The organism is Tatumella sp. JGM118, assembly GCF_018257515.1.
GTDB classification, from domain to species: domain Bacteria; phylum Pseudomonadota; class Gammaproteobacteria; order Enterobacterales; family Enterobacteriaceae; genus Tatumella; species Tatumella terrea.
On record NZ_JAERJR010000014.1, the window covers coordinates 1 to 15,397 of the forward strand.

The 15,397-nt window shown below is 48.5% G+C and carries 18 protein-coding genes; 10 read left to right on the top strand and 8 right to left on the bottom strand.

Features of this window, described 5'->3' with window-relative positions; genetic code table 11:
- Positions 1–346 precede the first annotated feature (346 nt).
- From JK223_RS12445 to JK223_RS12460, 4 genes are all read right to left on the bottom strand, one after another.
- A complete protein-coding gene (locus JK223_RS12445) occupies positions 347–826 on the bottom strand; it encodes a DUF943 family protein (RefSeq protein WP_212714503.1) in 480 nt (159 codons plus the stop codon).
- Positions 823–1,638 (bottom strand): DUF3289 family protein, encoded by an 816-nt coding sequence (locus tag JK223_RS12450; RefSeq protein ID WP_212714504.1) that lies wholly within the window; start codon positions 1,636–1,638, stop codon positions 823–825. The genes JK223_RS12445 and JK223_RS12450 overlap by 4 nt, the downstream gene beginning before the upstream one ends.
- Positions 1,639–1,762: 124 nt before the next feature.
- Positions 1,763–1,945 (bottom strand): DUF3289 family protein, encoded by a 183-nt coding sequence (locus JK223_RS17190; protein ID WP_212714505.1) that lies wholly within the window; start codon positions 1,943–1,945, stop codon positions 1,763–1,765.
- A 784-nt stretch (positions 1,946–2,729) separates the two neighbouring features.
- Positions 2,730–3,593, bottom strand: a complete 864-nt coding sequence (locus JK223_RS12460) for a YicC/YloC family endoribonuclease (RefSeq protein ID WP_212714506.1) — start codon at positions 3,591–3,593, stop codon at positions 2,730–2,732.
- A gap of 145 nt (positions 3,594–3,738) precedes the next feature.
- On the opposite strand from JK223_RS12460, the gene JK223_RS12465 reads away from it, so the two are divergent.
- Positions 3,739–4,197 carry a DUF3574 domain-containing protein gene (locus JK223_RS12465; RefSeq protein WP_212714507.1) on the top strand — a complete coding sequence of 153 codons (459 nt, stop codon included), beginning with the start codon at positions 3,739–3,741 and terminating at the stop codon, positions 4,195–4,197.
- A 48-nt stretch (positions 4,198–4,245) separates the two neighbouring features.
- On the opposite strand, the gene JK223_RS12470 is transcribed toward JK223_RS12465, so the two are convergent.
- Positions 4,246–5,433, bottom strand: a complete 1,188-nt coding sequence (locus JK223_RS12470; protein WP_212714508.1) for a NupC/NupG family nucleoside CNT transporter — start codon at positions 5,431–5,433, stop codon at positions 4,246–4,248.
- Between the two features lie 546 nt (positions 5,434–5,979).
- On the opposite strand from JK223_RS12470, the gene JK223_RS12475 reads away from it, so the two are divergent.
- The 5 genes from JK223_RS12475 to pyrE all read left to right on the top strand — a co-directional run bounded on the left by JK223_RS12475 (position 5,980) and on the right by pyrE (position 10,455).
- On the top strand, positions 5,980–6,945 hold the full coding sequence (locus JK223_RS12475) for an HlyD family secretion protein (RefSeq protein ID WP_249213609.1): 966 nt from the start codon (positions 5,980–5,982) through the stop codon (positions 6,943–6,945).
- Positions 6,938–7,858 (top strand): ABC transporter ATP-binding protein, encoded by a 921-nt coding sequence (locus JK223_RS12480; protein ID WP_212714509.1) that lies wholly within the window; start codon positions 6,938–6,940, stop codon positions 7,856–7,858. The genes JK223_RS12475 and JK223_RS12480 overlap by 8 nt, the downstream gene beginning before the upstream one ends.
- Entirely contained in the window at positions 7,839–8,978 is a 1,140-nt protein-coding gene (locus tag JK223_RS12485) for an ABC transporter permease (RefSeq protein ID WP_212714510.1), read from the top strand. The genes JK223_RS12480 and JK223_RS12485 overlap by 20 nt, the downstream gene beginning before the upstream one ends.
- Positions 8,979–9,052: 74 nt before the next feature.
- Positions 9,053–9,769: a ribonuclease PH gene (rph, locus tag JK223_RS12490; protein WP_025902426.1), complete on the top strand. Its 717-nt coding sequence runs from the start codon at positions 9,053–9,055 to the stop codon at positions 9,767–9,769.
- Between the two features lie 44 nt (positions 9,770–9,813).
- Positions 9,814–10,455 (top strand): orotate phosphoribosyltransferase, encoded by a 642-nt coding sequence (pyrE, locus tag JK223_RS12495; RefSeq protein WP_212714511.1) that lies wholly within the window; start codon positions 9,814–9,816, stop codon positions 10,453–10,455.
- 38 nt (positions 10,456–10,493) lie between these two features.
- Here the strand turns inward: pyrE and slmA are convergent, their stop codons facing one another.
- From slmA to coaBC, 3 genes are all read right to left on the bottom strand, one after another.
- Positions 10,494–11,090: a nucleoid occlusion factor SlmA gene (gene slmA, locus JK223_RS12500; RefSeq protein ID WP_212714512.1), complete on the bottom strand. Its 597-nt coding sequence runs from the start codon at positions 11,088–11,090 to the stop codon at positions 10,494–10,496.
- A gap of 181 nt (positions 11,091–11,271) precedes the next feature.
- Positions 11,272–11,730 (bottom strand): dUTP diphosphatase, encoded by a 459-nt coding sequence (gene dut, locus JK223_RS12505; protein ID WP_212714513.1) that lies wholly within the window; start codon positions 11,728–11,730, stop codon positions 11,272–11,274.
- Positions 11,708–12,928 carry a bifunctional phosphopantothenoylcysteine decarboxylase/phosphopantothenate--cysteine ligase CoaBC gene (gene coaBC / locus JK223_RS12510; protein ID WP_212714514.1) on the bottom strand — a complete coding sequence of 407 codons (1,221 nt, stop codon included), beginning with the start codon at positions 12,926–12,928 and terminating at the stop codon, positions 11,708–11,710. The genes dut and coaBC overlap by 23 nt, the downstream gene beginning before the upstream one ends.
- A gap of 246 nt (positions 12,929–13,174) precedes the next feature.
- On the opposite strand from coaBC, the gene radC reads away from it, so the two are divergent.
- The 4 genes from radC to mutM all read left to right on the top strand — a co-directional run bounded on the left by radC (position 13,175) and on the right by mutM (position 15,395).
- Entirely contained in the window at positions 13,175–13,831 is a 657-nt protein-coding gene (gene radC, locus JK223_RS12515; protein ID WP_212714515.1) for a DNA repair protein RadC, read from the top strand.
- A gap of 258 nt (positions 13,832–14,089) precedes the next feature.
- Entirely contained in the window at positions 14,090–14,326 is a 237-nt protein-coding gene (gene rpmB / locus JK223_RS12520) for a 50S ribosomal protein L28 (protein ID WP_025902420.1), read from the top strand.
- Positions 14,327–14,337: 11 nt separating this feature from the next.
- The gene (gene rpmG, locus JK223_RS12525) at positions 14,338–14,505 is read left to right on the top strand and encodes a 50S ribosomal protein L33 (protein ID WP_002436700.1); all 168 of its coding nucleotides are present in this window, start codon (positions 14,338–14,340) and stop codon (positions 14,503–14,505) included.
- Between the two features lie 80 nt (positions 14,506–14,585).
- On the top strand, positions 14,586–15,395 hold the full coding sequence (gene mutM / locus JK223_RS12530) for a bifunctional DNA-formamidopyrimidine glycosylase/DNA-(apurinic or apyrimidinic site) lyase (RefSeq protein ID WP_212714516.1): 810 nt from the start codon (positions 14,586–14,588) through the stop codon (positions 15,393–15,395).
- The last annotated feature ends 2 nt before the right edge of the window (positions 15,396–15,397 follow it).

Below are 15,397 nucleotides of genomic sequence, written 5' to 3' on the forward strand. Positions count from 1 at the left end.
GCAGTCTCTGTGTGCAGAGTACGCCGGGCAGCAGGGAAGTGCCAGTGCCCGGGGGAAAATCAGATTCCTGCCTGATCGGTAAGCGTATTAGTCAGGTAAAAATATATTCAACACCTGTGTAAGACAGAGTCTCAGGCTTTTCTTCCTTTCAGCTAATGAGGTCGACCGGCATGAAAAGACACATTATATCCAGGACGTGAAATCGTCATCCTGGAAGAATCAGTCCGCTGAAAAAGGACCACATTCTGAATGTAAGTTTTTGGTTATCAATAATCAATGGTTTTACTATGCAATATACTTCGTGCCCGGATATAGGAAAAGTGCTACCATTATCCCTGATAAATTTTTATTTTATTTTTGTTTTAAATATTTCTCCTTTCATCAATTCTCCTGAAGGTTTGAGATAATAAGATCTTCCGCCCAGTTGATAATAAGTATAGCCATCTTTCGATTTCGTAATGTCCATGATCCAGTTTGATTTATCTATGCAGCTTTTATCACTCTTAACATCATCAAAGCATAGCAAGTAATCTGTATCGTGATCGGGGAACAATCCAGAATCTTTAGGTGCCAGCTTTAGATATGTTCCGTCGAAACGCCAAAGTGATACGGAATATACCTGTGATTTATTAAAAAACTTTTCACTATTTCTCTCCCACCATTTTATCTTTTCACTGTCAGTAAAAGGTATGTTTTTAATTAATACTTCTTTGATATCATCTGTACCATGAATGGCAAGCACTTTGGGTACATGAAAAAAATTCATATAAACAAACAGTACTATTACCAATGCAGCAATAAAAAAGATGATTTTTTTTATTCTCATCTATTCCTCTGACTATTTATTTGAAATTCCGCTTTCATGTTGGTGAAAAATGGTTGAAAACCAAACTTCTCCCACCGTTGAAGGATGAACCATATGCGGAATGCCCGGATATAATGAAACTTTCTGTTCATAATATCAATTCTGTCAAGGCCGAAATGGTCTTGTGCAGTGAACTTTACTTTTGTAATATAAGAATTATTGGTTATCTTTAATTCCGTTATTTGTATTTTTGTTGCGTAAATATCATGTATATATATACCTAACCCATTGATACAGTCAGCCCAGCGGTTGAATTTCGGCAGTATTGATTTTCTAATGGCTTGAGTCATTAAATTCTTTTCAATATCAGAAAAGCTTCTTTGTTCGGTGATTATTGATCTATCTAATGAAGATTTAATTATGTTGAGAGAAGAAAATGCTGACGATTGACCATTTATGATTAGCTCTTTATAAGCACTGTCAAGGAAAGGGCTGGAGTAATCATTTCCTCTGCCTCGATAAAAGTGATTAACGATATTTTTAAATAATTGGTGTCGGCCTAAATAATAGGCTGGCATTGACAGACGAAGAAATTCGTTGAAAAGAAGATCAACTATTTCTGATTTAGATTTAGGTCGGGATTTTCTGAATGTATTGAATATTGACACTTCCTGCCCGGTCCAGGGGTTGACGATGTCAGACACGTCATCCAGGTCGAAGCTTCCTCTCAGTTGCGTTTCAGTAAGATCCCCGTAACGCATATCGTCAGTACTGTTATCATTAAACCTGTGTTGTGTCTGATAAATAGTACACGGTAATTTCAATAGTGGCATATAAAAGTCCTTTTAATATAAATATTTCACTAAATTTAAAATTCCAATTAAAAAGCACACCGGTAAGATCAAGCATACGTATTCAGAAATTTTTTGTGATCCTGATACTATAAATTAATTATATTTATTCAACTTTAAGCGATGGCGTCAGTAAAGTGCATGGTCCTTTTTGCAGGGATGCTTGCGGTAGGGATGTTCTTAGTTGGGTTTCGGTTAACTCTCCACAGCGCATATCGCTGGCACTGTAGTCATCCATTCGCTTCTGTGTCCTGAAGAGGGTACAGGGGAGTTGCAGTGCATTTATCATGATCTGTTCCTTAGATCGTGCTGGCTAAAAAGTAGCCACCAGATGCAGAGTACGCCGGGCAGCAGGGAAGTGCCAGCGCCCGGGGGGAAAATCAGATTCCTGCCTGATCCGCTGTGAATGTTGTCAGTTAAAAATGAAGTAAACCTGGGGTGATGCGTGCGGGCAGATCCTATGGCTTTGACCTCGTCCGGACGGATATTCTCTCCGGGGATTAATGTCCTTGTCGATGCGGAGGCGGAGTATATCGTGTGGGGGACCGCATGAGTCTCTGGCGCTCGACGTCATATAACATTTCAGAAACGCACATTGTGTTTTTCTCCGTTTCCATCTTCGCCTGTGATTCGGTTTTTCTTTCCTGCCTGCTCCGGCAATATCATCGCTCAGTGACATCCGTACGAACAATTCTTTTGCGATCTCGCGGGCTTTGGATAGTCAGATTCCGGTGTATAAGCCGATTATCATGGGGCAGGATTTTCCTGTGAACTTGTCCCCGAACCTCCAGCCAGTCATCTGGCCTGCAGGCGATAGATCTCAAAGACAGTTCGTTACTGTCTGCGCGGCCTTCAAAACGCTCATTGGTCTTTATTCATGCCCCGCTATGGATATCCGTTCGCTTTGTTATTCAGAATATCTGAGAGAGGGTGGTCCAAAAGCATGTACCCAACATACATCACACCGCCAGTGTGCGCTTTGATGTGTCTTTGTGATAGCGAGTGATAACCCCAAACCCCGACAGACGGCGGGGTTTGGGGTTTTTATGCGGGGGGTGATCTGCCCTGAGTGCTTACTCGATATTCTGGATCTGTTCGCGCATTTGCTCAATCAGTACCTTTAACTCAATGGCTGAGGCAGTGATATCGGCATTGATCGATTTCGATGCCAGTGTATTCGATTCCCTGTTAAATTCCTGCATCATAAAGTCCAGGCGACGACCCACCGCTTCTTTCTTCTTCAGGATGTTATAAGTTTCTTTCACGTGGGCTTCGAGACGGTCCAGTTCTTCTGCCACATCAATACGCTGTGCCATCATCACCAGTTCCTGCTCCAGCCGGTTATTTTCCAGCTGAACATCGGCCTCTTCCAGTTTAGTGGTCAGCCGTTCGCGCTGCCATTTCAGTACTTCAGGCATGCGGGCGCGGACATTAATGACCTGCTGAGAAACGCCTTCCAGACGCTGTTCAATCATCGTCTGTAATGCTTTACCTTCGGCCTCACGGGCAGTGATGAAATCGTCCAGAGCCACTTCCAGCGCTTCCATCAGTTGCTGATTGATAGCATCCAGATCCTGCTCTGCAGCAGCCATAACGCCCGGCCAACGCAAAATATCCAGCGGATTGATACTGCCTTCATCCGTCTGCAGCTTAACCCAGTTAGCTGACTGTATAAGCTGTCGGGCCAGGCCTTCGTTAAGCATCAGCTCAGACTGCGCACTCTGGCTGGCATCAAAACGCAGTGCGCATTCAATTTTTCCGCGCGTCAGACGATGACGTATACGTTCACGGATCATTGGCTCCAGGCTGCGGAATTGCTCCGGAAGACGCATATACGTTTCCAGATAGCGCTGATTTACCGAGCGTAGTTCCCAGGTGGCACTGCCCCAGTCACCTTTGATTTCACTGCGTGCGTAGGCGGTCATACTGCGGATCATAGCGGGTACTCATGTTGATGAAGTGATGGAGCGATTATAACGGCCGGGGAAGGGGGTGCACAGAGGTATCCCGTAACAATCGGCATATCGGTTTTTCATAAAAGGCTTTACTATGTTGGCGGAGTTTACTTACAGGAAGAAAATAATGAAAAAACAGATGATTTACAGTCTGGCTATGGCTGCATTACTGGCAGGGTGTCAGCAAGATCACAACGTCCCGCATCCGGCACCATTACCACCGACAGTATCACCGGAAGTGGTCAAAAATCCGTGTGTGCATGGTTCTGTGCAGGTTCAGACGACCTTATGGTTTGGTCTCAGCCGCGCTCACGGCAGTAACATTCCGGAAAAAGCCTGGCAAGCATTTATCGATAATGATGTCACGCCACGCTTTAAAGATGGTCTCTCTGTCTATAACGCGAAAGGGCAATGGCTGGGGGATGATGGACATCTGGCGAGAGAGAACAGTAAAGCTCTGATGCTGATCCATTCTGCTGATAAAGAGAATGATCAGAAGATTGAGCAATTACGTCAAATCTATAAGCAGAGATTTGAACAGGAATCTGTCATGCGTGTTGATAATAACGTCTGCGTTGATTTCTGATTCCCGGGGCGGAGAAATCTTCTCCGCCCATAGTTTCTGTCATCCGTTTTATAAAAACAGTCCGGCAAATGCCGCCGAAAGCAGACTGACCAGCGTTGATCCGTAGACCAGCTTCCAGCCGAAACGTGACACAACATTCCCTTGCTTCTCGTTCAGACCTTTAATCGTACCGGCAACGATACCGATCGAAGCGAAGTTAGAAAATGACACCAGGAAGACGGACAGAATACCCAGCCCGCGAGGGGTAAAATCAGCAGCGATCTTTTTCAGGTCAATCATCGCAACAAACTCACTGGAGACCAGCTTGGTTGCCATAATACTTCCTGCATGCAATGCATCACTGGCCGGGATACCAATCAGCCACGCAAACGGATAAAATACATAACCCAGCAATCGCTGAAAGCTATAGCCAAACAGGCTGCTGCAGATAGCATTCACCGCAGAAATCAGTGCAATAAAACCGATAAGCATTGCGGTTATGATCATCGCCACTTTAAAGCCAGCCAGAATATATTCACCCAGCATTTCGAAGAAGGTCTGATCTTCGTGTAGCTTTTCCAGCGCGATAGGTTGCTGATCTTCAGCATGACTCAGCGGGTTAATAATGGATAGCACAATAAAGGCACTGAACATGTTCAGTATTAAGGCGGCGACAACATATCTGGCATCAATCATCGACATATACGCTCCGACAATCGAAAGCGATACGGTCGACATTGCTGTGGCTGCCATGGTGTACATACGACGTGGTGACAGATCACCCAGGATACCTTTGTAAGCAATAAAGTTCTCCGATTGCCCAAAGATCAGTGTGCTGACGGCATTGAAAGACTCCAGTTTGCCCATGCCGTTGACTTTAGATAATGCGGTGCCGATAACCCGGATAAACAGTGGCAGGATCCGCCAGTGTTGCAGAATACCAATCAGTGCTGAGACAAAAACGATAGGACAGAGTACCCCGAGGAACACAAAGGCCAGGCCCTGATTTGCCATACCGCCAAAGACAAAATCTGTTCCCTGAGCAGCAAACCTGAGAATAGTTTCAAAAAAATCAGAAATACCAGAAACTAATATCGTCCCACCCGATGAATGAAGCAGGAAATAGGATAGAGCCGCTTCAATAACCATTAGCTGAAGTATTATCCGTGGCCGGATTTTTTTACGATCGTTACTGAAAAGTAGTGCCAGAGAAAAAATGACAACAATGGCTAACAAAAAATGGAGTATATAAAGCATATCAATGCTATCCGTCTGACTGGAAAGGAGGAAGGTATTTAGCCACAACTCGCAACACATTTCACGTAATGTCTGAAATCTTATCTGCGGGGCCGGCATACTATGACAGAGAATCCGTTGCATGCTTTTTGTTCACGGGGCTTCTGTTACTACCGGAAAGGGGCGTGAACTCTGCAGGTCTTTGATAAATAGAAGGCCGCCTGACAGTAAAAAACCGTCTTATATTTTTTTATGCAATTATTTTTCAATCTTGTTCTATGTCAGGCGACGGATTTATTTAAAAGATGGTTTTTTATTTTGCCATTTCCGGAATGGATTATTAATTCAGGTTTTACCTGAGTTATCGAAATAATCCGTTGCTGATATTTTTCTTGTTGTGTTTTTTATAGTTGATTTTTAATCATCGAATGTTTATGGTGCATTTACCTTTGATGGGGTCCGGTTTTATTTTATATATACTGAAGGTTTATTTATTAATGAATAAGCCCGGTGTATGGATTATTGCCTTTCTGAACCTGACAGAGAAATATTCAGGGAGTTAAAAATATGCTATTCAAGCACAGGGACGTTATATTTCTTATTCTGATGATGAGTCTGAACGCATGCCGTATTCAGTCGCCACCGACCTATCCGGGATACTCATACGGTGAATTTATTTATCTTTCCTACGCCACTAACGAGAAAATTGACCAGTTGTGGGTCAAAAAGGGCGATCAGGTCCGTAAGGGCCAGACGTTATTAACCATGGAAGATTTTACGACGCGTAATACTCTGGAGATCAGTGAGAAGGCATATCTGGCAGAAAAGGCACGCCTGACGGATCTCATTTCCGGTGATCGGCCCGCTGAGCTGGCAGTGATCCGGGCCCAGCTTGAAAGTGCACTTTCAGAAGAAGAGTTAGCAAAAAAACAGCATACGCGTCTGCAAAAATTATATCGTACCGGGGCTGTTTCGGCAGATGAATGGCAAAAATCGGTCGCCGCTTACCGGCAAAAGAGAGCCCTGGTACAGGAGCTGAAATCCCGGCTTGATGTCAGAAATTTACCCGCCCGGGAGGCGCTGATTGAAAGTCAGCAATTACAGGTTGAATCCGCCCGATTGCAAAGAGATAAAGCGCGCTGGGAACTGCAACAAAGTACCCTCATCGCACCGCAGGATGCCGTGGTCTTCGATACCCTCTATCGCCCCGGAGAGCGCGTAATTGCCGGAAGACCGCTAATAAGTTTACTTTCACCAGAAAATGTCAGGGTACGCTTTTTTATTCCGGAAAAAGAGCTGGGGGCGTTACATACGGGAATGAGCGTTCTGCTGGTATGTGATGGCTGTAAGCAACCTTATGCCGGCCGGATTAACTACATCAGCCCGGAGGCAGAATACTCTCCGCCGGTCATTTACAGCACGGAGCACAGGGATAAACTGGTGTATATGGCCGAGGCCGTACCGGAAAAAAGCGCAGCGGCATTGATTAATATCGGGCAGCCTTTCCGTGTGGAGGTGATTCCGGATGAATGAATATTGTATTGGTGTCACCGGCCTGAATAAATACTTTGGTGACCATCATGCCGTCAGGGATTTTTCGCTGCATATTCATAAAGGCGAGATCCACGGATTCCTGGGGCCAAACGGAAGTGGAAAGACAACCTCTATACGCATGATGTGCGGACTGATAACTCCGGACTCCGGCACGGGGTATTGCCTGGGTAAAGATATTTTCAGGCAACGTGACGAAATAAAAAAATGTATCGGCTATATGAGTCAGCAATTCTCAATGTGGGGAAATCTGACAATACGTGAAAATCTTCTTTTTATGGCCCGTTTGCATAATATCAGCCAGAAAGCGCAATCCGTGGACAGAATACTCTCTGAGCTTGGCTTGAGCTCGCGGCAGCATCAGCCGGCAAAGACGCTCTCCGGTGGCTGGAAACAGCGGATGGCTCTGGCCGCATGCCTGGTACATCAGCCACAGGTATTATTCCTGGATGAACCCACTGCGGGTGTGGATCCCCACTCGCGCAGAGACTTCTGGCAGATACTGCATCAGCTCTCTGCACAAGGTATCTCTATACTGGTCAGTACCCATTACATGGATGAAGCCGAACGGTGTCACCGGCTGGCATACCTGGCCTACGGTGATTTATTAGCCAGTGGAACGGCGCAGTCGATTATCCGTCAGCAGAATCTGACGACCTTGCAGATAGCCGGCCATGGGCTCTCTGTGCTCGAAACACAGTTACGTTCCTCTCCCGGCATTGAGCACACCATTATTCGTGGAAATGTCCTGAACGTGACTTCCCGTGATAAAGAGCGTCTGGTCGCTAGCCTGTCTGCACTTGTTTCTGAACAACACACTATTTCTCCGGTCATTACCTCACTGGAAGATGCGTTTTCATGTCTGATGATATCTGATGCAAATAATAAACATTAAGTTTTCTTTTACCCGCTGGCTGGCAATCGTTATCAAAGAGTTACATGAATTAAGACGTGACAGAATCAGTATCCTGATGGTGTTTCTGACCCCGCTCGCCCAGCTGGTTATCCTGGGGTATGCCGTTAATATGGATCCCCACCGTTTGCCATCCGCATTACTGAATTATGATACCGGGCCGCTGAGTCAGGTATTTGTGAGCTCGGCGCAAAATACCGATTATTTTAATTTTCATCTCTTTCCGTCACCTGAAGAGGCTCGTAAGGCTTTTGTCCGTGGTGATATTCTGTTTATCCTGACGATACCCGAGGGGTTTACCCGCCAACTCCTGCGGGGAGAGAAACCACGGATTTTAGTGCAGGGTGATGCCGTTGATCCGCTGGCTATCAATAATGCCCTCAGTGCCCTGACCGGTGCGGCGAAAAGCATGTTCAGAAATGATCTGCCGGAAGTATTACGTACGGAGGAGGGGGCTGGCGAGTTTGAGCTGATCGTACACCGTATGTTTAATCCTGAAGGAGTGACGCAATATAATACGGTTCCGGGGATTATCGGTTCTGTCCTCAGTACCACGCTGATCTTAATGACGGCACTGGCTGTGACGCGGGAAAGGGAAAACGGCGGGATGGAGAGTTTGCTCATCTCACCGGTGAGCGGGATGGAGGTGATCCTGGGGAAAATAACCCCTTATATTATTATCGGCGCTTTTCAGTCGGTCATGATCCTCTTGTCTGCGCTTTTTCTGTTTAAGATACCAATGCTCGGTAGTGTCTTTTTGCTCTTTATCGTCCTGATCATCTTTATCTTTCTCTGCCTGGCTATCGGGGTCACCATTTCCGGTCTTGCCAAAAATCAGTTACAGGCGTTACAGCTCTCTTCGTTTTATTTTATCCCCTCGGTCATGCTTTCAGGATTTATCAGTCCCTTTATCAGTATGCCTGTCTGGGCACAGTGGATAGGGGCCTGTCTGCCATTAACCTGGTTCATACGCCTGATCAAAGGAGTCATGCTGAAGGGATATACCGGCAGTGAACTGTTGCCAGAGCTACTGGCGTTGGTATCCCTGGGGATAATCACTCTCCTTATCGCCGCCATCAGCTATCGTAAAACGCTGGACTGAGCGTTCCGGGCATAGGCAGGAGGCGGCGAAATCCGTATAATGCGCAGCCAGTTAATAGCAGCCGGAGAAAGAACATGCGTCCAGCAGGCCGTAGTGCACAACAAGTGCGTCCAGTCACCCTGACCCGCCATTACACCAAACATGCTGAAGGCTCAGTGCTGGTGGAGTTCGGGGAAACCAAAGTACTTTGTACGGCCACCGTGGAAGAAAGTGTCCCGCGTTTTCTGAAAGGAAAAGGCCAGGGATGGGTAACCGCAGAGTACGGTATGTTACCGCGTTCTACCCATAGCCGTATGGCCAGGGAAGCGGCAAAAGGGAAGCAGGGGGGAAGAACCCTCGAAATCCAGCGTCTGATCGCACGTTCGTTGCGGGCTGCTGTTGATTTACAGGCCCTGGGTGAATATACCATCACTCTGGACTGTGATGTGATCCAGGCTGACGGTGGCACCCGTACTGCGTCTATCACCGGTGCCTGCGTGGCATTGGCCGATGCACTGAATGCTCTGGTGGCGGCCGGTAAACTGAAAGCCAACCCGATGAAAGGCATGGTTGCCGCGATTTCTGTCGGTATTGTTGAGGGTGAAGCGGTCTGTGATCTTGAGTATGTCGAAGATTCAGCCGCAGATACCGATATGAATGTTGTCATGATGGAAGATGGCAGAATGATAGAAGTACAGGGAACGGCAGAAGGTGAACCGTTCAGCCACGAGGAATTGCTTAGCCTGTTGGCTCTGGCGCGTGGCGGTATTGATACCCTGATTGATGCCCAGAAGGCTGCGTTAGCGATCTGACAGACAGGCGACCCCCGGGTCGCTTTTTTTATATGAGGAATAAAATGAAACCCTGGCAACGTGAATTTATTGAATTTGCACTGGAGAAACAGGTTCTGAAGTTTGGCGAATTTACGCTGAAATCAGGACGTAAGAGCCCTTACTTTTTTAATGCAGGTCTCTTCAATACCGGACGGGATTTAGCCCGCCTGGGCCGTTTTTATGCACAGGCACTCACGGACGCAGGGATCCGCTTCGATTTACTTTTCGGGCCGGCCTATAAAGGGATTCCGATTGCTACGACGACAGCCGTGGCGTTGGCCGACCACCATGACCACGATGTGCCTTACTGCTTTAACCGTAAGGAAGCCAAAGATCATGGTGAAGGCGGACTCCTGGTCGGTAGCCCGTTACAGGGACGGATCATGCTGGTGGATGATGTGATTACCGCCGGCACGGCTATCCGTGAATCGATGGAAATTATTGCGGCGCATAACGCCACCCTGGCCGGAGTATTAATTTCACTGGATCGCCAGGAACGGGGGCGTGGTGAGATTTCGGCCATCCAGGAAGTAGAGCGTGATTATCAGTGCCAGGTGACGTCAATTATTTCCCTGAATGATCTTATCCGTTATCTGGAAGAAAAACCGGAAATGGCTGAGCATCTGACTGCCGTACGTGCCTATCAGCAACAATACGGCATCTGAGGCCTGTCATTATGACGGCGGGCGAACAGCCCGCTGAATTACTGAAGCTGCATTGCCAGCAGAGGCCAGCGGCTTTCGAAGTCTGCGGTTGGCCGGAAACGGAACTCTGATCTGACGAACCGCGAAAGTAACCCTTCACAGAATGCCAGTAACTGGCTGGCCAGCAGCGTTTCGTCGGTCATGAATCCTTCGCCTTCGCGCAGTTTCTTCTCACGCATCACCTGACGTAGCTGGACTTCAATACGCTCAAATAACTGATTAATTCTGTCCTGCAGACGATCCTGCTCAAACATCAGCGCATGGCCGGTAAGAATACGTGTCAGCCCGGGATTACGCTCACCGAAACCCAGGATCAACTGGATAATCAGTTTTAACCGCATCAGCGTTTCTTTTTCATCATTCAGAATAAGATTGATGCGGGTAATCAGACTGTCTTCGATAAACTCGATAAGACTGTCGAACATTTTTGTCTTGCTTGGAAAGTGGCGATACAGGGCGGCCTCTGAGACGCCTACATTCGCCGCCAGCTTAGCGGTTGTGATGCGCTGACTACCATCCCCGGACTCCAGCATCTGCGCCAGTGCCTGCAAAATCTCTTCGCGACGATTCCGTTTCGCGTTCTTTTTTTCTGCCATGTGTGAAAGGACCCCTGAAAATCACCTTGAAACGCTGTACCGGTTCACTAACTCCGGAGTACCGGTGCCGTGTTGAGTGGCTTTTTGACTGACCACTTTCTGTGAGCACAAAAGTTCCGGTTCATATGATCTGTCGCCAGGGAACCGGAAGATGAAAGGTACAGAAGTTGCTGCTGATAAATTACTGACGACCGGAGTGGCCAAAGCCGCCTTCACCGCGTTCACTGGTATTGAACTCTTCCACCAGGTTGAACTCCGCCTGTACGACCGGCACAAAGACTAACTGTGCAATGCGATCTCCTGGCTGGATGGTAAAGGCCTCCTGAGCGCGATTCCATACTGAAACCATAAGCTGCCCCTGATAGTCAGAATCGATCAGTCCGACCAGATTACCCAGCACGATGCCATGCTTATGCCCCAGTCCGGAACGTGGCAGGATCACCGCGGCCAGCTGAGGGTCAGCGACGTGAATAGCCAGTCCGGTTGGCAGCAGGGTGGTCTCGCCCGGCTGAAGGATTAACGGTGCATCGATACACGCCCGTAAGTCGAGACCCGCAGAACCCGGAGTAGCATAAGCGGGCAGAGGGAATTCATTCCCGACACGCGGGTCGAGGATTTTAATGTCGATTTTTTTCATCATAAAGGCGGACTATCTCGTCTAATAATTGCTGGCCAAGGAGCTGTTTTGTACTAAGGGGTAGTACTTTCTCTCCCTCCTGCCAAAAAAGGTGAAGCGCATTATGGTCACTTTTGAAGCCCTGTTCAGTCAGAGACACATCATTGGCGCAAATTAAATCCAGCTGTTTTCGTCTTCTTTTCTGCCGGGCGTATTCTTCCACATTACGTGTTTCCGCCGCAAATCCGACCACATAGGGGCGATGCTGTTCCAGTGCGGCGACACCGGCAACAATATCCGGATTTTTAACCAGTTGCAGCGTCAGTGAGTCGTCACTTTGCCCTTGTTTTTTTATTTTTTCACTGGCAATGGTCGCTGCCCGATAATCAGCGACAGCCGCTGTACTGATAAAGATATGCTGCTGACGAATATCGGTCATAACGGCCGTTTGCATATCAAGCGCCGTCGTTACGTCGATGCGCCTGACACCGTGCGGGGTGGGTAGTACTACCGGTCCGGCAACCAGCGTGACCCTGGCGCCACGTCGGGCAGCGGCATCTGCGATGGCAAACCCCATTTTACCTGAGCTGTGGTTCGTAATATAGCGCACAGGATCCAGCGCTTCCTGTGTCGGGCCTGCGGTGATCATTACGTTCAGATGTTGCAAATCTGTGACCGTACCGGCAAGGCAAATAGCATGGCGAACGATCTCTTCCGGGTCAAGCATTCTTCCCGGACCGATATCACCACAGGCCTGGCTTCCGCTGTCCGGTCCCCAGAGGTGTATTCCATGCTTCTCAAGGCGGTGCAGATTTTCCTGAGTAATCGACGAACGGTACATTTGCTGATTCATTGCCGGTACCACCGCGACAGGTGCAGCGGTGGCCAGACAGGCTGTAGTCACCAGATCGTTGGCCATACCCTGACCAATACGGGCGATAATATCTGCAGTGGCGGGCGCAATGATGACGAGATCTGCCCATTTGGCCAGTTCAATATGCCCCATTGCCGCTTCGGCGGCAGGGTCCAGCAGACTATTAAGGACCGGATAACCACTCACTGCCTGCAAACTCAGCGGGGTAATAAATTCCTTTGCGGCATCAGTCATCATCACTCTGACGTCGGCACCCCGTTCACGCAAACGGCGTACCAGTTCAGGAGTTTTATAGGCGGCGATACCACCACTGATCCCCAGAAGGATCTTTTTACCGACTAATTCCATTATTTTCGCCTCATGTTTGTCTCCGTTGCCGCGAAGTCCGCCCACAACCCCGGCATTTTATCATATTCGCCGTCCGGCAAAACGGTTTAGGGAGCAGAATGTGGCGTACGGCCCGGTTAGCAACCTGGTGCTGTTTTCCCGTAAGACGCGGTTAGCGGGCTGTGATCCCGGCCAGTCTTTCTGTCAGTGTCCATAGAATCCGCCAGGGCAGCGCACTAAAGTGCAGAGAACGAAGAGGAGGTGACGATGGAAGAGCTACGACCCAGAGAAAAACTGAGCAGATTCGGTGCGGAGGCATTAACGGATGCAGAACTGCTGGCGATATTTTTGCGTACAGGCGTCACCGGAATGGGCGTTATGGCGCTGGCAGAGACGATCCTTAAGCAGTTTGGTTCATTATATGCGCTCATGGCCGCAGGGAAAGAAAATTACCTGGCGGTACGCGGCATCGGTATCGCGAAGATGACCCAGCTTCTCGCGGTGACTGAACTAAGCCGCCGTTTTTTTCAGGCACAACTACTTACCGTGTCAGTGCTGGAAGACCCGGGAGCGACCTGGAATTATTTAGCCAGCCAGTTATCCCATCAGGAGCGTGAAATTTTCATGGTGATTTTCCTGGATAACCAGCATCGGGTTCTGTCGGCACAGAAAATGTTCACGGGTTCGCTTAACAGTGTCGAGGTGCATCCGCGGGAAATTGCCCGTGAAGCGTTGAAAATTAATGCAGCGGCATTAATACTGGCTCATAATCACCCTTCCGGAATTGCCGAACCCAGTCAGGCCGATAAAGATGTGACTCAGCGCATTCATCAGGTCTGCAGGTTACTGAACATAAGGCTTTTAGACCATCTGGTGATCGGCAAAGGACAATACGTCTCTTTTGCTGAACAGGGCTTGCTTTAGTATAAAAAGCGCGCATTCGTTGCGGGGTACAGGCGAAAAACAGTAGTTTTTCGCCGATCCGAAGAGATCTTTATCTGTTCGGGACTTGAGCGTTTGCCCCGCAGAGCGTATACTACGCCACCTTTGAGAATCTCGGGTTTGGCGTTTAGGCCTGCTCAGCGGGTTCACATTGAACTCGCCTGGATGGGTTAAAAGCCTGACGAGGCGGCCAGAACCTAAGTACAAAGCTCGAGCTGATTTGATTTTTGGAGATATGACATGTCACGAGTCTGCCAAGTAACTGGCAAGCGCCCGGTGAGCGGAAACAACCGTTCCCACGCACTGAACGCGACGAAACGCCGTTTCCTGCCTAACCTGCACTCACACCGTTTCTGGGTTGAGAGCGAAAAGCGTTTTGTTACCCTGCGTGTATCTGCTAAAGGTATGCGTATTATTGATAAAAAGGGCATCGATTCTGTATTAGCAGATATCCGTACCCGCGGTGAGAAGTACTAAGGAACTAAATCATGGCTAAAGGTATTCGTGAGAAGATCAAGCTGGTTTCTTCTGCTGGTACAGGTCACTTCTATACCACTACGAAGAACAAGCGTACTAAGCCGGAAAAACTGGAACTGAAAAAGTTCGATCCAGTTGTCCGTCAGCACGTTGTCTACAAAGAAGCCAAAATTAAATAATTTTGGTATTCTGAAAAAACCCGGCTCCGGCCGGGTTTTTTGTTTTCCGGGCCTGAAATTTTCGTGTGTAAGGAGTAACGATGCCTGAACTACCTGAAGTTGAGACCAGTCGCCGGGGGATTGAACCTCATCTGACAGGGGCGACCATACTTCATGCTGTGGTACGTAATTCCAGACTACGCTGGCCCGTCTCTCCGGAAATTCTGTCACTCAGTGATCAGCCGGTACTGAGCGTGCAGCGCCGGGCGAAATATTTGCTGCTGGAGCTGCCGGAAGGCTGGATCATCATTCATCTGGGGATGTCCGGGAGCCTGCGGGTTCTGCCGGAAGAGTTACCGGCAGAAAAGCACGACCATGTAGACCTGGTCATGAGTAACGGCAAAATTCTGCGTTATACCGATCCCCGACGGTTTGGTGCCTGGCTATGGGAAACTGATCTCACGACCAGCAGGGTACTGTCACACCTGGGGCCGGAACCCTTAAGCGAGGCGTTCACCGCCAGCGGGTTGCAGGAGAAGTCACGGCGTAAGCGCATCCCCATCAAGCCCTGGCTAATGGATAATAAACTGGTGGTAGGGGTAGGCAACATCTATGCCAGTGAATCTTTATTTGCTGCAGGTATCCTGCCGGACAGACTGGCCTGTGAGTTAACGGATAGCGAAGCCGGGACGCTTGTGGCATGTATTAAGCAGGTGCTGCAGCGGTCTATTGAGCAGGGCGGGACCACATTACGTGATTTCTTACAGACCGACGGAAAACCTGGTTATTTCGCACAGGAACTGCAGGTCTATGGCCGGGCCGGAGAACCCTGCCGTCAATGCGGCAGCCTGATCCTCAGCGGCCGGCATGCACAGCGCAGCACGTACTGGTGCCCTGAATGCCAGCGATAGTG

Bases quoted from the DNA above. Each gene is read 5' to 3' on its own strand.
- dut (WP_212714513.1), bottom strand. From the start codon at position 11,730: ATGATGAAAAAAATCGACATTAAAATCCTCGACCCGCGTGTCGGGAAT.
- mutM (WP_212714516.1), top strand. From the start codon at position 14,586: ATGCCTGAACTACCTGAAGTTGAGACCAGTCGCCGGGGGATTGAACCT.
- JK223_RS12485 (WP_212714510.1), top strand. From the start codon at position 7,839: ATGCAAATAATAAACATTAAGTTTTCTTTTACCCGCTGGCTGGCAATC.
- JK223_RS12480 (WP_212714509.1), top strand. From the start codon at position 6,938: ATGAATGAATATTGTATTGGTGTCACCGGCCTGAATAAATACTTTGGT.
- rph (WP_025902426.1), top strand. From the start codon at position 9,053: ATGCGTCCAGCAGGCCGTAGTGCACAACAAGTGCGTCCAGTCACCCTG.
- rpmG (WP_002436700.1), top strand. From the start codon at position 14,338: ATGGCTAAAGGTATTCGTGAGAAGATCAAGCTGGTTTCTTCTGCTGGT.
- rpmB (WP_025902420.1), top strand. From the start codon at position 14,090: ATGTCACGAGTCTGCCAAGTAACTGGCAAGCGCCCGGTGAGCGGAAAC.
- JK223_RS12465 (WP_212714507.1), top strand. From the start codon at position 3,739: ATGAAAAAACAGATGATTTACAGTCTGGCTATGGCTGCATTACTGGCA.
- slmA (WP_212714512.1), bottom strand. From the start codon at position 11,090: ATGGCAGAAAAAAAGAACGCGAAACGGAATCGTCGCGAAGAGATTTTG.
- JK223_RS12450 (WP_212714504.1), bottom strand. From the start codon at position 1,638: ATGCCACTATTGAAATTACCGTGTACTATTTATCAGACACAACACAGG.
- JK223_RS12445 (WP_212714503.1), bottom strand. From the start codon at position 826: ATGAGAATAAAAAAAATCATCTTTTTTATTGCTGCATTGGTAATAGTA.
- coaBC (WP_212714514.1), bottom strand. From the start codon at position 12,928: ATGGAATTAGTCGGTAAAAAGATCCTTCTGGGGATCAGTGGTGGTATC.
- pyrE (WP_212714511.1), top strand. From the start codon at position 9,814: ATGAAACCCTGGCAACGTGAATTTATTGAATTTGCACTGGAGAAACAG.
- JK223_RS17190 (WP_212714505.1), bottom strand. From the start codon at position 1,945: ATGATAAATGCACTGCAACTCCCCTGTACCCTCTTCAGGACACAGAAG.
- JK223_RS12470 (WP_212714508.1), bottom strand. From the start codon at position 5,433: ATGCTTTATATACTCCATTTTTTGTTAGCCATTGTTGTCATTTTTTCT.
- JK223_RS12475 (WP_249213609.1), top strand. From the start codon at position 5,980: ATGCTATTCAAGCACAGGGACGTTATATTTCTTATTCTGATGATGAGT.
- JK223_RS12460 (WP_212714506.1), bottom strand. From the start codon at position 3,593: ATGATCCGCAGTATGACCGCCTACGCACGCAGTGAAATCAAAGGTGAC.
- radC (WP_212714515.1), top strand. From the start codon at position 13,175: ATGGAAGAGCTACGACCCAGAGAAAAACTGAGCAGATTCGGTGCGGAG.